The 15,037-nt window shown below is 64.7% G+C and carries 16 protein-coding genes; 12 read left to right on the forward strand and 4 right to left on the reverse strand.

The genetic code is table 11. From position 1 onward, the window contains the following. The first annotated feature begins 103 nt into the window (after nt 1-103). The 9 genes from cysT to IAE39_RS08550 all read left to right on the forward strand — a co-directional run bounded on the left by cysT (nt 104) and on the right by IAE39_RS08550 (nt 7,937). Nucleotides 104-922 carry a sulfate ABC transporter permease subunit CysT gene (gene cysT / locus IAE39_RS08510; protein ID WP_009683704.1) on the forward strand — a complete coding sequence of 273 codons (819 nt, stop codon included), beginning with the start codon at nt 104-106 and terminating at the stop codon, nt 920-922. 11 nt (nt 923-933) lie between these two features. Beyond that, nucleotides 934-1,806: a sulfate ABC transporter permease subunit CysW gene (gene cysW / locus IAE39_RS08515; RefSeq protein ID WP_012274723.1), complete on the forward strand. Its 873-nt coding sequence runs from the start codon at nt 934-936 to the stop codon at nt 1,804-1,806. Between the two features lie 3 nt (nt 1,807-1,809). Then, complete coding sequence (locus IAE39_RS08520) at nt 1,810-2,799, forward strand: sulfate/molybdate ABC transporter ATP-binding protein (protein ID WP_110743321.1); 990 nt, start codon at nt 1,810-1,812, stop codon at nt 2,797-2,799. A 406-nt stretch (nt 2,800-3,205) separates the two neighbouring features. Further along, on the forward strand, nt 3,206-4,012 hold the full coding sequence (locus IAE39_RS08525; RefSeq protein WP_201201218.1) for an energy transducer TonB: 807 nt from the start codon (nt 3,206-3,208) through the stop codon (nt 4,010-4,012). Nucleotides 4,013-4,042: 30 nt separating this feature from the next. Beyond that, nucleotides 4,043-4,762, forward strand: coding sequence for a MotA/TolQ/ExbB proton channel family protein (locus IAE39_RS08530; protein WP_201201220.1), 720 nt, complete (start codon nt 4,043-4,045; stop codon nt 4,760-4,762). A 1-nt stretch (nt 4,763) separates the two neighbouring features. Next, on the forward strand, nt 4,764-5,165 hold the full coding sequence (locus IAE39_RS08535; RefSeq protein ID WP_016712576.1) for an ExbD/TolR family protein: 402 nt from the start codon (nt 4,764-4,766) through the stop codon (nt 5,163-5,165). 335 nt (nt 5,166-5,500) lie between these two features. Further along, nucleotides 5,501-6,082 carry an alpha/beta hydrolase gene (locus IAE39_RS08540; protein WP_201201221.1) on the forward strand — a complete coding sequence of 194 codons (582 nt, stop codon included), beginning with the start codon at nt 5,501-5,503 and terminating at the stop codon, nt 6,080-6,082. A gap of 64 nt (nt 6,083-6,146) precedes the next feature. Then, complete coding sequence (locus tag IAE39_RS08545; RefSeq protein ID WP_201201223.1) at nt 6,147-6,977, forward strand: sigma 54-interacting transcriptional regulator; 831 nt, start codon at nt 6,147-6,149, stop codon at nt 6,975-6,977. 174 nt (nt 6,978-7,151) lie between these two features. Beyond that, a complete protein-coding gene (locus IAE39_RS08550) occupies nt 7,152-7,937 on the forward strand; it encodes a MetQ/NlpA family ABC transporter substrate-binding protein (protein WP_201201225.1) in 786 nt (261 codons plus the stop codon). Between the two features lie 49 nt (nt 7,938-7,986). Here IAE39_RS08550 and IAE39_RS08555 read toward each other — a convergent pair whose 3' ends face one another. From IAE39_RS08555 to IAE39_RS08565, 3 genes are all read right to left on the reverse strand, one after another. Beyond that, the gene (locus IAE39_RS08555; protein ID WP_201201227.1) at nt 7,987-8,805 is read right to left on the reverse strand and encodes an alpha/beta fold hydrolase; all 819 of its coding nucleotides are present in this window, start codon (nt 8,803-8,805) and stop codon (nt 7,987-7,989) included. A gap of 72 nt (nt 8,806-8,877) precedes the next feature. After that, entirely contained in the window at nt 8,878-11,241 is a 2,364-nt protein-coding gene (locus tag IAE39_RS08560) for a penicillin acylase family protein (RefSeq protein WP_201201229.1), read from the reverse strand. 20 nt (nt 11,242-11,261) lie between these two features. Then, nucleotides 11,262-11,831 (reverse strand): DUF6436 domain-containing protein, encoded by a 570-nt coding sequence (locus IAE39_RS08565; protein ID WP_201201231.1) that lies wholly within the window; start codon nt 11,829-11,831, stop codon nt 11,262-11,264. 233 nt (nt 11,832-12,064) lie between these two features. On the opposite strand from IAE39_RS08565, the gene IAE39_RS08570 reads away from it, so the two are divergent. Then, nucleotides 12,065-12,991: an alpha/beta hydrolase gene (locus IAE39_RS08570; RefSeq protein WP_201201233.1), complete on the forward strand. Its 927-nt coding sequence runs from the start codon at nt 12,065-12,067 to the stop codon at nt 12,989-12,991. Here the strand turns inward: IAE39_RS08570 and IAE39_RS08575 are convergent, their stop codons facing one another. Continuing rightward, nucleotides 12,992-13,744: a DUF2059 domain-containing protein gene (locus IAE39_RS08575; protein ID WP_201201235.1), complete on the reverse strand. Its 753-nt coding sequence runs from the start codon at nt 13,742-13,744 to the stop codon at nt 12,992-12,994. It lies immediately after the preceding gene. 113 nt (nt 13,745-13,857) lie between these two features. Between IAE39_RS08575 and IAE39_RS08580 the strand changes: the two genes are divergently transcribed. Both IAE39_RS08580 and IAE39_RS08585 read left to right on the forward strand, forming a co-directional pair. Next, nucleotides 13,858-14,490: a 2OG-Fe(II) oxygenase gene (locus IAE39_RS08580; RefSeq protein ID WP_201201242.1), complete on the forward strand. Its 633-nt coding sequence runs from the start codon at nt 13,858-13,860 to the stop codon at nt 14,488-14,490. Next, nucleotides 14,477-14,968, forward strand: a complete 492-nt coding sequence (locus IAE39_RS08585) for a DUF523 domain-containing protein (protein WP_201201237.1) — start codon at nt 14,477-14,479, stop codon at nt 14,966-14,968. Before IAE39_RS08580 ends, IAE39_RS08585 begins: the two co-directional genes overlap by 14 nt. Nucleotides 14,969-15,037 lie beyond the last annotated feature (69 nt).

Below are 15,037 nucleotides of genomic sequence, written 5' to 3' on the forward strand. Positions count from 1 at the left end.
GAGCGGCCTTGCGTCGCGATGGGCTGCAAAGCAGCCCCAGAGATTCAGAAGCCTGCACCGGCCCCGGATCGATACTGGGCCATGTGCATTCAAAGGGATACTTATGTCACGTCGTATTTCCCCCGTCATACCCGGCTTCGGGCTGACGCTGGGCTACACCTTGGTGTACCTCAGCCTGATCGTGCTGATACCGCTGGCGGCCATGTTCATCCATGCCTCGCAGCTGACCTTCGAGCAGTTCTGGAACATCATCAGCGCGCCGCGGGTGATCGCCGCGCTCAAGCTGAGTTTCGGCACCGCCCTGTTCGCCGCCATCATCAACGGTGTGATCGGCACCCTGCTGGCCTGGGTGCTGGTGCGCTACACCTTCCCCGGGCGCAAGGTCATCGACGCGATGATCGACCTGCCGTTCGCCCTGCCCACCGCCGTTGCCGGTATCGCCCTGACCGCCCTGTACGCCCCCCAGGGCTGGGTCGGCCAGTTCGCTACCGACCTGGGCTTCAAAATCGCCTATACCCCGCTGGGCATCACCCTGGCGCTGACCTTTGTCACCTTGCCGTTCGTGGTGCGCACGGTGCAGCCGGTGCTGGCCGATATCCCGCGTGAAGTGGAAGAGGCCGCCGCCTGCCTGGGCGCGAAACCTCTGCAGGTGTTCCGCCATATCCTGGCACCGGCCCTGCTGCCAGCCTGGCTCACCGGCTTTGCCCTGGCCTTCGCCCGTGGCGTCGGCGAGTATGGGTCGGTGATCTTCATTGCCGGCAACATGCCGATGAAGACCGAGATCCTGCCGCTGCTGATCATGGTCAAGCTCGACCAGTACGACTACACCGGCGCGACCGCCATCGGCGTGCTGATGCTGGTGGTTTCCTTCATCCTGCTGCTGCTGATCAACCTGCTGCAGCGCCGCATCGAAACCCCTTGAAGGAGGCCGGCATGTCCAGTTCATCCCTGAGTACCAGCGCCGCCGCCAATGCTGCCCGCCGTGGCAGCGCGACTTCGCGGCGCATTCTGATCGGCCTTGGCTGGCTGGTGTTCGCGCTGTTCCTGCTGTTGCCGCTGGTGATCGTGGTGTCGCAGGCACTGAAGAACGGTTTTGGCACCTTCTTCGAGGCGATCTTCGAGCCTGACGCGTTGTCGGCGCTGAAGCTGACCCTGCTCGCCGTGGTCATTTCGGTGCCACTGAACCTGGTGTTCGGCGTCAGCGCTGCCTGGTGCGTAAGCAAGTACACCTTCCGTGGCAAGAGCATCCTGGTGACCCTGATCGACCTGCCGTTCTCGGTGTCGCCGGTGATCGCCGGCCTGGTCTACGTGCTGATGTTCGGCGCCCAGGGCCTGTTCGGGCCGTGGCTGCAGGACCACGACATCCAGATCGTGTTTGCCCTGCCGGGCATCGTTTTGGCAACCATCTTCGTCACCGTGCCGTTCGTGGCGCGTGAGCTGATCCCGCTGATGCAGGAGCAGGGCACGCAAGAGGAGGAGGCCGCACGCCTGCTCGGCGCCAACGGCTGGCAGATGTTCTGGCACGTGACCCTGCCAAACATCAAATGGGGCCTGATCTACGGCGTGGTGCTGTGTACCGCGCGGGCCATGGGCGAGTTTGGCGCGGTGTCGGTGGTGTCCGGCCACATTCGCGGCGTGACCAACACCTTGCCGCTGCACGTGGAGATCCTCTACAACGAGTACAACCACGTCGCGGCCTTCAGCGTGGCCAGCCTGTTGCTGATCCTGGCGCTCTTCATCCTGCTGCTCAAGCAGTGGAGCGAGAACCGTATTAACCGCCTGCGCCACAGCGCCGCGGAGGAATGATTCATGTCGATCGAAGTTCGTAACGTCAGCAAGCGCTTCAACAGCTTCCAGGCCCTGGACAACATCAACCTGGACATCAACAGCGGCGAGCTGGTGGCCCTGCTCGGCCCGTCCGGCTGCGGCAAGACCACCCTGCTGCGCATCATCGCCGGCCTGGAAACCCCGGACCAGGGCAACATCGTGTTCCATGGCGAGGACGTGTCCGGCCATGACGTGCGCGACCGCAACGTCGGTTTCGTGTTCCAGCACTACGCGTTGTTCCGCCACATGAGCGTGTTCGACAACGTCGCCTTCGGCCTGCGCATGAAGCCCAAGGGCGAGCGCCCGAGCGAGAGCAGGATTGCCGAAAAGGTGCATGAGCTGCTGAACATGGTGCAACTGGACTGGTTGTCCGACCGCTACCCCGAGCAGCTGTCTGGCGGCCAGCGCCAGCGTATCGCCCTGGCCCGTGCATTGGCGGTGGAACCCAAAGTGCTGCTGCTGGACGAGCCGTTCGGCGCGCTGGACGCCAAGGTGCGTAAAGAGCTGCGCCGCTGGCTGGCGCGGTTGCACGAGGACATCAACCTGACCTCGGTGTTTGTGACCCACGACCAGGAAGAAGCCATGGAAGTGGCCGACCGCATCGTGGTGATGAACAAGGGCGTGATTGAGCAGATCGGCTCGCCGGGCGAGGTGTACGAGCAGCCGGCCAACGATTTCGTCTACCACTTCCTCGGTGACTCCAACCGGCTGGCCTTGAGCGAAGGGCACCACGTGCTGTTCCGCCCGCATGAAGTGTCGCTGTCGCGGCATGAGACCGAAGGTCACCATGCGGCGGAAGTGCGCGATATCCGGCCATTGGGTGCCACCACGCGGGTGACTTTGAAGGTGGAAGGGCAGAGCGAGCTGATCGAGGCCGAGGTGGTCAAGGACCATGACAGCCTGACCGGGTTGGCGCGGGGCGAGACGCTGTTCTTCCGGCCGAAGGTTTGGCAGAAGGTGGCGGATATCTGAGGCGCCTTTGCTGATGAAAAGCCCGGGGTTGGTCCTGGGCTTTTTTATGCCTGTGAGATTGCCGGGGCTGCTTTGCAGCCCATCGCGACACAAGGCCGCTCCTACACAGGGGGATCGCGTAATGCCTGGGGCTTGCGCGGTCCCCTGTAGGAGCGGCCTTGTGTCGCGATCGAGGGCGCAGCCCTCGCGGCAATCTCATGCCTTGCGCGAATATTTTGCATGCCCGCAATGCATCGCCTTGAACCGGCCCGGCTACAGCCCGCGAAATCCAAGGCTTTGAGAGAATCGCTAAAAAACAATATTCACTAAAGTTCTAACCATAATTTTAAACATTACTTTAAGAGATAAGCCCCTGCCCCCGATGATTCAGACACACACCTGAATCGAGACCCCAGGAGTTTGATCAATGGGTAATGTCCAGTCGGCCGTCAGGGCCTACGACCAGCCATGGCGCCCGGCACCGGGTGACCTGGTCGAGCTTGGACGCACGCTTCGCCTGCCGCTGGGCCAGCTGCGCCTGCAACGCACGCCGGTCAGCGGGCTCAAGCGCCGCGACAAGCTGGTGTTGGGCCTGCTGGTGCTGGCCCTGCATGGCGCTGCCGCGTACTGGGTCAGCCAGGCACCCACCCCCGCGCTGCCGGTGGTACCCCCACAGGTGCCGCCGATGACCATCGAGTTCGCCGCGCCGGCACCGCCCGTGGTCGAACCACCACCGCCAGCCCCGGCGCCACCTGTGGTCGAGCCGCCGCCACCACCGCCGGTCGTCGATGAGTTGGCCGCCAAGCCCAAACCCAAGCCCAAGCCCGTGCCCAAGCCGGTGGTCAAGCAAGCGCCGAAGCCACAGCCCAAGCCGGTTGAGGCGCCGCCGCCAGCACCGGTGGCCGCGCCGGCACCGCCTGCGCCAGCACCACCGGCGCCGGCCCCGGCCCCGGTCACCCCGGCCTCGGCCAACGCCGCGTACCTGAAGAACCCGGCGCCGGAGTACCCGCAAATGGCCCAGCGCCGTGGCTGGGAAGGCACCGTGCTGCTGCGCGTGGAGGTACTACCCAGCGGCAAGCCGGGGCAGATCCAGATCCAGAAGAGCAGCGGCCGCGATGCCCTCGATGCCGCCGCACTGGCCGCGGTCAAGCGCTGGAGCTTTGTGCCGGCCAAGCAGGGCGACGTGGCCCAGACCGGCTGGGTCAGCGTGCCAATCGATTTCAAGCTTCGCTAACTTTTTCGCAGAACACAGGAAGACATCATCATGAGCCTGCTGGCATCCCCCCTCGAATCCGTAGAAAGCGCAGTCATCTGGCTGCTGGTTGGTTTCTCTGTCGTCACCTGGGGCCTGGCCCTGGTCAAGGTCGCGCAGTTTGTGCGGCTGAAGAACCAGGACAAGCGCTTCCACCAGCAGTTCTGGGCTGCCTCCAGCCTGGACTCGGCAGCAGAGCTTAGCCATGAACTGCCTGGCCCGGCTGCCCGTGTGGCCCAGGCCGGTTACGCGGCTATCGCCGTTGGCGATACCCAGGCCAATGACCTGAGCCATGCCATCAACCACCAGGACCGCCTGGAGCGCGCCTTGCGCCAGCAGATCGTGCGTGAGCGCCGTTCGCTGGAAACCGGCCTGGCGGTGGTCGCCAGTATCGGCAGCACCTCGCCCTTTATCGGCCTGTTCGGCACCGTGTGGGGCATCATGGAAGCGCTCAAGGGCATCAGCGCGGCCGGCTCTGCCAGCCTGGAAACCGTGGCCGGGCCGATTGGTGCTGCGCTGGTTGCAACCGGCGTGGGTATTGCCGTCGCGGTGCCGGCGGTGCTGGTCTACAACTACTTCCTGCGCCGCCTCAAGCTGACCGCTGCCGACCTGGATGACTTTGCCCACGACTTCTACAGCTTGGCGCAGAAGAGTGCCTTCCGCGTGCTGGTGCACCCGGCCGTGCACAAGGCCCAGGCCGGTTTCACCCAGCCGGTGAAGGAGGCGTCCTGACATGGCCTTTTCGACCCAGGACAGCGACGAAGTCCTCAGTGAAATCAACGTCACCCCGTTGGTGGACGTCATGCTGGTGCTGCTGGTGGTGTTCATCGTCACCGCACCGCTGCTGACCAACGCCATTCCCATCAACCTGCCCAAGACCGAGGCCGTGGCCCCGGTGGAGCAGAAGGACCCGCTGGTGGTCAGCATCGATGGCGAGGGCAAGCTGTTTATCAACAAGGACCAGATCCAGCCCGACCTGCTGGAGACCAGCCTCAAGGCTGCCAAGGACAAGGACGCCGATGTGCGTGTGCAGCTGCAGGCAGACGACGGCGTGAACTACGGCGAAGTGGCGCGGGCCATGGCGGCCATCGAACGTGCGGGGATCAGCAAGCTGGCGGTGATTACGGCGCGCTGAACCCCATCAAACCTCTTCAGGCAAGTGCTTATGGGCCACATCTCTTGGCAGGGGTTGGCCCTTTTTTTATGCCTATTCGCGTTCCCCTGTAGGAGCGGCCTTGTGTCGCGATGGGCCGCAAAGCGGCCCCAAAACCTGCAATCGGGGTGGTCCTGACAGACCGCACTGGCTGAAATAGGGGCCGCTTTGCGGCCCATCGCGACACAAGGCCGCTCCTACAGGGATCATGCAAGGAAATATTTTTGGTTATTAATAAATAGCTTCTTATTCCTTTACGAATATAACTCCCTCCCTATACTGGTCTCCAAGCACGCAAACTTACTGGAGGCGTCCCCATGCGCAATGAGTCGATTCGCTACCTGATTGTGCCGGGCTGGCAAGGATCGCCAGACAACCATTGGCAAAGTCACTGGCAGCGCACCCTGCCCAACAGCGTGCGGGTCGAGCAGCACGACTGGCTGACCCCGCAGCGCCAGGACTGGGTGCAGGCGCTGGAGCAGGTGATTGCCGCCGAGCGCTCGCCCGTGATCCTGATTGCCCATAGCCTGGGCTGCGTTACCGTCGCCCATTGGGCCGCGCAGGCCAGCCCGGCGTTGCTGCAGCAAGTGCGTGGTGCGCTGCTGGTGGCCCCCGCAGACGTCGAGCGGCCGAACTGCGCGCCAGCCCTGCGCAACTTCGCGCCGATCCCGACCGACACGCTGCCGTTCCCCAGCCAGGTGGTCAGCTCGGACAACGACCCGGCCGTGAGCGTACCGCGGGCGCTGTACCTGGCCCAGGCCTGGGGCGCCGAAGCCGGGCTGCTGAGCAACGCCGGGCACATCAACGTCAAGTCCGGCCACGAGCGCTGGGAACAAGGCTTCGCCTACTTGTATCGCTTGCAAAGCCGGGTTGAGCAGCGCGCACTGCGCCGCGCCTGATCACCCTTACTGTTTACCGTTTGCCCTACGCCCGGCCATAGCAGGCCTGGGGCGGGAGTTTGTCATGACTTTTCAAAACCCGTTTGGCCAGCCGCTGCTGACCTTTCCCGAACTGGACAAGAGCCCGCTGAGCATCCGCGCCAAGGCGCTGGTGTTCATCGACCCGCGCTCGCAGCAACTGCGCGAAGAGCTTGAGCGCCTGGCGCCGCAACCCTTGCCGGTGCTGATCCGTGGCGAGACCGGCACCGGCAAGGAGCTGCTGGCGCGGCAGATCCACCGCGCCAGCGACCGTGGCGGGCTGTTCGTCTCGGTCAACTGCGCAGGCATCAGCCCCACCTATGCCGATGCCGAGCTGTTCGGCTACAGCGCCGGCAGCCAGGGCGGCACGGCCAGCAGCCGCGCCGGCTGGTTCGGTTCGGCCAACGGCGGCACGCTGTACCTGGACGAAATTGCCGACTTGCCGTTGGCCATCCAGGGCAAGTTGCTGGCAGCCCTGGAAAACCGCGAGGTCACCCGGGTGGGCGCGCAACAGCCGCAGCCAGTGGATGTGCGCCTGGTCGCCGCCACCAGCATCGACCTGGCGCGGGTGGTGCGTGCCGGGCGCTTCAACGAACGCCTTTATCAATACCTGCGCGAGGGTGCGCTGGAGCTGCCGCCATTGCGTGAGCGACCAGGCGATATCCTGCCGCTGGCCGAGTACTTCGTGGGCATCTACAGCGTGCGCCTGCAGCGCCCTGTGCCACTGGTCAGCGAGGCCGCGCAGCAGGTGCTGGAAGCTCACGCCTGGCCAGGCAATACCCGTGAACTGGAGAACGTCATTCACTTTGCCCTGCTGGTAAATGACGGCGAAGAGATCCAGCCAGAAGACCTCGACCTGGCCAACACCGCGCGCTAGACATCGCTCATAAGCAAAGAGCTTGGTGGCGTTTTGGTTTTGGAATAAGCAGCTAAGTAAAAGATATTGTTACGGAATAAAAAATCTAGGTATTGTCCGCTTCACGCCCCCTGATGAACCGTTGGGCAACTGATTCGCCATCGTCGATGGCCCAGATCCAGAACAAGGACCACCATGAAGAAGACCCTGCTGACCACTGCCCTGGCCGCCGCCCTGTCGTTCTCCGGCCTGGCCGCTGCTGCCGAAAAACTGGTGGTTGCCGCTACCCCGGTACCGCACGCCGAGATCCTTGAGCTGATCAAGCCGACCCTGGCCAAGGAAGGTGTGGACCTGGAGATCAAGGTCTTCACCGACTACGTGCAGCCGAACGTGCAGGTGGACCAGAAGCGCCTGGATGCCAACTACTTCCAGACCCTGCCGTACCTGAAGAGCTTCAACGAAGGCAAGGGCACCCACCTTGAAACCGTGGTCGGCGTGCACGTCGAGCCGTTCGGTGGTTACTCGAAGAAGGTCAAGAGCCTGAGCGAGCTGAAGGACGGCGCCACCGTGGCCATCCCGAACGAGGGTAGCAACAGCGGCCGTGCGCTGATCCTGCTGCAGAAGGCGGGCCTGATTACCCTGAAGGACCCGAAGAACGCCCTGGCCACCCCCAAGGACATCGCCGAGAACCCGAAGAAGCTGAAGTTCCGCGAGCTTGAGTCGGCCATGCTGCCGCGCGTGCTGGACCAGGTCGACCTGGACATGATCAACACCAACTACGCCCTGGAAGCCGGCCTGAACCCGGCCAAGGATGCGCTGGTGATCGAAGGTGCCGACTCGCCGTACGTGAACTTCCTGGTAGCCCGCCCGGACAACAAGGACAGCGAAGCCATCCAGAAACTGGCCAAGGCCCTGACCAGCCCGGAAGTGAAGGAATTCATCGCCAAGAAGTACCAAGGTGCGGTACTGCCGGCGTTCTGATGCCCTTATAGTGAATTGATTCGGGGGCCGCAGAGCGGCCCCGGCAATCTCACTGGTTACGCGGCAGCCAGTTCAGCAAGAACTCATTCACCACCTTCGGGTTCTCCAGGCAGGAAATATGCCCCGCCAACGGAATCTGCGCGGCCAGGCAATTGATCGACTGCGCCATTTCGTTTGACTCTGTCGGTGGCCTGGGGATGTCCTTGTCGCCGCACATCACAATGGTGCGCTCGCCTGGCAAGCCCGCCAGTATGTCCAGCAGGTCGGGCCGCCCGAAAATGATGCGGCCCATGGGGTCCAGGCTGTTGCGGATGGTTTCGGCGCTGGTTGCCTTCAGCGCTGCACGGAACTGCTCACGAACCTCTGGCACTGTCTGCCCATCGGCATGGAAGAATATCGGCACAATGATGTCGAGCAGTGCGTCGCTGAACTCCCCGGCGGCGCTGGCTGCATCCAGCAGCGCGAAATACTTCAGCCGGGTGGCTTCAGGTTCGGCACCGAGGTAGGTGTCCATCAAGACCAGGCGGTCGAAGCGTTCAGGCTGCTCGCTGGCCAATGGTGCGCCCCACATGCCGCCGACCGACAAACCCACCAGGTGGCATTTGCCGATATCCAGCTTGTCGAGCAACACCAGGTGCTGGCGAACCAGGTCAGCCATGCCCTTGGTACTGGCCGGCGGGGCGTCGGAGCTGCCGTGGCCCCACAACTCGGGCACGATCACGCGAAAATGCTGCGACAGTGCGTCGATTTGCGGCTGCCACATCTCGGCGGACCATAGGTAGCTGTGGCCGAGCAGGACCGGGAAGCCCTGGCCCTGGTCGATGTAGCTCATACGGGCGCCGTCAATTTCGATGAAGTTTTTTTGCATGTATCAAATCTCGCCTGAAAGAAACTGCAGGCTATCGGGCATGTGCCGTTCTTGTGCAGTTGAAGTATGTGTTCATTTGTCCGGTACAAGCCGGAGCGTGCTCTGCGCCGGGATCACGCCCATCTGCGCCTTCTGGTACTGCCCTTGCACGTACCCCTCGGCCTGGTCCGCGTAATGCCGGTCAAACGGCACGCCACTCTGCCCGACCGGGTTGCTGGTCAGCGCCTGCCCGGCGTCGGCAAAGTCGATCAGCCGCCGCGTCGAGGGCCCATAGGTCACCGGCCAGGGCGCCGGGCCGATCTTCGCGGAAAGGTTGTTCGGTACTTCGTGAGTACCGGGTGCGGCAAACGGCCCGACGTTGAACAGCAGGTTCAGCGGCTTCTTCACCCCCAGCGGATGGTTATGGGTGAGGGTATGGGCCTTGCCCCACTGCCAGCTGGCCGGGTCGCTGCCCAAGGTGTTGCGCAGGTGCTTCAGGCTGTTCTGCCAGGCCATGCGTACGATGGCAGTACGGTCGGTGCGCTGGTTGCCACCCCGGGTGTTCCACCAGGGCGAATCGGCATCCGCCGCCAGGCGCGGCAGGGCGGCGTCGATGGCGCGGGTGCTGATCAGCACCGGGAACCAGGTGTCGCCCAGTTCGTCATGCAGGGCCGCGAACGCCAGCTCATAGAGGAACTGGTTGAACAGCGTGGCACTGGTCGAGTCCAGCGGGTAATCGCCAGCCCAGGCCGCCAGCTGTTCGACCAGTTCCTTTTCTTCGTCACCTTCGGCCACCGTGCGCAGGGTTGCCAGCAGCGGGGCGAGGGTGCGCGGGCCGTGATCGCTGGCAGTGTCCAGCTGCAGCGCCTGGCTGTTCTGGATGTCCCACTTCACCTCGGGGTTGGCCAGGTGGCGGTCGAGTTGGCGGCCCCGGTCAGGCAGGTTGTAGTAACCCGGTATAGGCACCACCGCGGGCGGCTGGTAGTTGGCCGAGACGATGTAGCCGCGTGGCGGGTTTTCCTGCTGCGGGTTGACGCTGAACGGGTAGAAACCGCGCTTGTCGGCCTGCGCGCTGGCGCCGTCGAGGATGAACGCCGGGTCGACACCGTCGGGACGGATCGGTAGTTTTGCCGCCGCCCACCAGCCGATATCACCCCGGGCATTGGCCCAGACAAAATTCAGCCCCGGCGCGTGAACCTTGGCCGCGGCTTCGCGCATCTTGCCCAGAGTGTTGGCACGGTTGAGCTGGTAGAAGCCTTCGAGGATCGGGTTTTCGGTTTCCAGGAACGCCCACCACATGGCGATTGGCGTGACCCCGGCAGTGGCGCCCAGCACGTCGTTGACGATCGGACCGTGTGGCGAGCGGCGCAGGCTGAGGGTGACCGGCGCTTCACCTTTGACCGCGATCTGCTGCTCGGTCTTTTCCAGTGCTTGCCACTGGCCATCGACCATGACCTGATTGGCGTCGGCCGGGTTGGTGCGTTCGGCGATCAGGTCGACATCGTCGTTCTGGAACATGGTCAGGCTCCAGCCGAAGTCACGGTTGTGGCCGAGCAGGGCGAACGGGTTGAGCGCCTGGAAGTAGCCATACAGGTTGAAACCGGGCGCCGACAGTTCAGCTTCGTACCACACGGCCGGCACCGCGAAGCTGATGTGCGGGTCGCCGGCCAGCAGCGGCCTGCCACTGCGGGTACGGCTGCCTGAAATGGCCCAGGCGTTGCTGCCTTCGAACTGCGGGATGCCGGCTTCGATCAGCGCCTCGTGGCTCGCACGGGCCACGGCCTCCATGCTTTGCCAGTCCGCCGCCGCCAGTGGTGTGCCTAGGGCGCCCTGCGGCTGCCAGTCGAGGTCGAAGATCTTCAGGTATTGCGGGCCGAGCTGATCGCGGATATAGGTCAGCGCCGGTTCGGTGCGGAACGCGGCGGCAAAACTGTAGGCCAGGTAGCCGGCGATGCTCAGAGTGTCTTCGGCGGTGAACGGGCGTGGGGTGATGCCGAGCAGGTCGAACTCCATGGGCTTGGGGTGACTGGCCTGCCAGCTGTTCACACCGTCAAGGTAGGCCTGCAGGGCCTGCCAGGCCGGCGACTGCGGGTCCTGCCGGCTGGCCATCAATGCGGCCTGCTCGCGAATGCGCAGGCTACGGAACAGAGTGTCGGTGGGCAGCAGCTTGTCGCCCAGCACCTCGGCCAGTTCGCCACGGGCCAGGCGGCGCATGATCTCCATCTGGAACAACCGGTCCTGGGCATGCACGTAGCCCAGGGCTCGGTACAGGTCTGGCTCGCTCTGCGCCTGCAGGTGCGGCACGCCACGGGCGTCGTAGCGCACGCTGACCGGCGCTTGCAGGCCAGCCATGGCCACCTCGCCCTCGCGTTGCGGCAGCTTGCCCTGTACGTACCAGTAACCGGCGCCGGCGGCCATGGCAACTACCACGGCCAGCAGGGTCAGGCTGCGCTTCATGCAGGCTCCTTATGCATTCGTCAGTCGGCCCAAGGACAATAGCAGCCTATGGCCAGGGTATTCGAGGCGCTGACGTTGCGGCCGTCGAGCAGTGCCTTGAGGATGGGTTCGACGAAACTGTTGCTGGCGTTGCACACCGCACCTTCGCTGTAGGGGCCGAAGTAGGCCAGGTGGCCTTGCCGGTCCCAGATGGCCACGGCCGGGGAGGCGGGCAGGTGTTCGCTGCCGGGCAGGCTGGCGAGTGGCTTTAGGGCGGTGAGATTAGCCGGCAGCTGGCCGTGGCTGCCGGGCTTTTGCAGTACGAGGAAGCTCACGTCGCGATCGGCGAACTGGCTGACCAGGTCGCCCAGGTGCTGCTGGTTGCCGACGTTGCACGGGCAGGCCGGGTCCCAGAAGTGCACCACGCGGATCGGGCCAGGGCCGGCCAGCTCGGCGGGCAGTTGCAACTGGCTGCCTTCGAACAGTGTGGCCTGGTTGTCGAACGGGCGCAGGTAGCGGGCCTGGAAGGTGGTGTAGGCCTGCCAGAGGATGATGGCGCTGACCGTGAGGACGAGTGCTATGCACAGCGGTTTGATGATCCGAGTCTTCATGAAGGTTCCGCGGCCCCTTGTAGGAGCGGCCTTGTGTCGCGACAGGGCCGCACAGCGGCCCCGGCAACATCAGCGTGGTGCGCAAATTTTGGGGGCGCTTCGCACCCCATCGCGACACAAGGCCGCTCCTACAGGGGATCGGTGGTTGATGTTTGAAGGTGAGCAAGCTTGCCACGACGCCGGCCAGAGCTGAATATCCCAGATCAATACTTGCTGCACTGTGGATGTACCCGATGCCCGCTGCTTTTCACCCCGACCGCCTGCGCACCAGCCTGGCGCCGTTCACCGCTCGCCAGCCACTGTCGGCACAAGCGCAGGACTACCAGCGCTTCTATGGCCTGAACCTGTCGGCACACAGCTGGCTGGGTGGCTTCCAGGCGGCGGGGTTCGACCTGGTCGGGCAGGCCTGGCTACCCGAGCAGCCAAGCGCGACGCTGTTCCTGCTGCACGGCTATTACGACCACATGGGCCTGTACCGGCATGTGATCGAGTGGGCACTGAAGCAGGGTTTCGCGGTGATCAGTTGCGACTTGCCCGGCCATGGCCTGTCCAGCGGCGAGCGTGCCAGCATCAGTGATTTCGCGGTTTACCAACAGGTACTGGACGCCTTGTTCGAACAGGCGCGCACGCTGCAACTGCCGCGCCCCTGGCACTTGTGCGGGCAGAGCACCGGGGGCGCGATTGCCGTCGACCACCTGCTGCACCAAGGCACGCGCAGCCCTGTCGATGGCCAGGTCATTCTGCTGGCGCCGCTGGTGCGGCCGTGTTCCTGGCGTTGGTCGAAGTTCAGCTATCGCGTGCTGCGGCACTTCGTCAACGGCATTGAACGGCGCTTCAGCGAAAACACCAATGACCCGGCGTTCCTGCCGTTCCTTGAGGCCGACCCGCTGCAGCCGCGGCGCCTGCCTACCGCCTGGGTGGGCGCGCTGATCGCCTGGGTCAAACGCATCGAAACCGCACCGTGCAGCATGCGGCGGCCGTTGATCGTGCAGGGGGAAGCCGACGGCACGGTGGACTGGCCGTACAACCTGGCAGTGCTCAAGGCCAAGTTCGCGGAACCGCAGATCCTGATGCTGCCCGAAGCTCGCCACCATCTGGCCAACGAACTGCCGGGCATTCGCCAGCGCTACTTCGACTTCATCGACCAGCGCCTGGGCTGATCACTTCAACTCGTTGCTGCTCTGGCCAACCGCCAGGCCGGCGCGCACCGCGGCCAGGGCGGCCTGGTAGTAGGCTTTGCCGTCGGGCGATTCGGCAAAGGTGGCGAACTCTTCCAGCTCGGCGTCGGACAGGTCGCGGTAGACATACAGCAGCGTGTTATTCAGGTCCTCGCCAATTTGCCCCATCAGCCGCTGGCGCTGGCCGTCGAGCAGGCCCTGGGCTTGGCCGCCGCCGAACAGGCCGGGGATCATCGAACTGAGGCTGTCGGCGGCAACACCGGCTATGGCCAGGCTGACCTCGGCACCGGCTTCACGCGCCGGCAAGGCCTGGGCCAGGTGGCCGATGACCAGCAGGCGGTCGTCGCTGGCCTGGATCTTCGGCAGGCCCTTGGCGTTTTTTGCCAGTTCGTCCTTGCGCGTGGCCTTGAGCTCGGCTGCCACCACCTTGCGCCCCAGTGGCGACTGGAAGAACGCCAGGGCAGGTGCGGGGTTGGCCAGGCTGGCGCGCAGTTTTGCCTGGGCACGGCGGTCCACCGCCTGGGCCTGGAAGCGCTGGTTGCTGTTGTTGACCAGCGCCTGGTACACGGCGGGCGGCAAACTGTTGCGGTAGCGCTCCTGAGCGGCGGTCAGGGCATCGTTGAAATGGGCGCGCTGGTCGGGCCAGCCGGCGGCCTTGTACAGTTGATCCAGGTTGTCTGCCCAGACAGGCGTGGTGCAGATCATCAGCAGAATCAGGGAAAACAGACGGCGCATTCAGGACTCCTGTCGGCAGGTGGCTATTGTCCTTGGCCCGGCGCCGGTTTGTCGAGATATCCGCGTGTTTCTCGGCCAAGTGGCGCTGTGCGCCGACAAAGCGAATGGATATGATGCGCGCCATGCACACTTCCCCTGAACACCCGATGCTTGCGGCCGTCGTCGACGATCTGGCCACCCATGGCTGGTCCCAGCAGGCGCTGTTTCTGCCTGCCGACCTGGTGCGCGCGCTGGCGGCCGAATGCCGGCGCCGTGATGCCGAAGGCGAACTCAACCCCGCGGGGGTTGGGCGCGGTGATGCCCAGGAAGTACGCGAGGCCATTCGCGGTGACCAGATCCAGTGGATCGACCCCGGCCAGGCCGAGGCCTGCGACCAGTACCTGGCGGCCATGGACCAGTTGCGTCAAGCCATCAACCAGGGCCTGTACCTGGGCCTGGAAGACTTCGAATGCCATTTTGCCCTGTACCCGGCAGGGGCGTTCTATCGCCGGCACCTGGACCGCTTTCGTGATGATGACCGGCGTATGGTATCGGCGGTGCTTTACCTGAACGAAGGCTGGCAGCCGCAGGATGGTGGGCAGTTGCGCATGTTCCTTGCGGACGCTGTCGAGCACGATGTCGAGCCGGTGGCGGGTTGCCTGGTGGTGTTCCTGTCGGGCGAGGTGCCCCACGAAGTGCTGCCGGCCGGGCGTGAGCGGTTGTCATTGACGGGCTGGTTCAGGCGGCGTGGCAATGACCCGTTCTGACTTGCCCAAGGTGCTGGTAAGCGCCTGCCTGCTGGGCCAGCCGGTGCGCTATGACGGCCGGGCCAGCGGCCACCCGGATTTGTTGCAGCAGTGGCAGGCCGAAGGGCGCGTGGTGCCGTTGTGCCCGGAAGTGGCCGGCGGCTTGCCTACCCCACGCCCGCCAGCGGAGATCCCGGGCGGGCAGGGTGGTGAAGTGCTGGATGGCGGCGCGCAGGTGATTACCGTGACCGGCGAGGACGTCAGTGCCGAGTTCCTGGCCGGGGCGCAGTTGGCGCTGGCGCTGGTGCAGCGGCATGGCATTGGTGTGGCGGTGTTGAAGTCGGGCAGCCCTTCGTGTGGCAACCGGCTGACCTATGACGGCACGTTCAGTGGCGTGAAGGTGGCGGGGGAAGGGGTGACCACGGCGTTACTGCGGCGGGCGGGGGTGCAGGTGTTCAGTGAGCTGGAGCTGGACGAGGCGCAGCGGGCTCTAGGGTAATCCTGTGCCGGGGGGGGGGGGGGGGGGGGGCCCCCCCCCCCCCGGGCGCCCGGGGGGGCGCGCGGGGGG

The organism is Pseudomonas sp. S37, from assembly GCF_016658545.1.
GTDB lineage: Bacteria > Pseudomonadota > Gammaproteobacteria > Pseudomonadales > Pseudomonadaceae > Aquipseudomonas.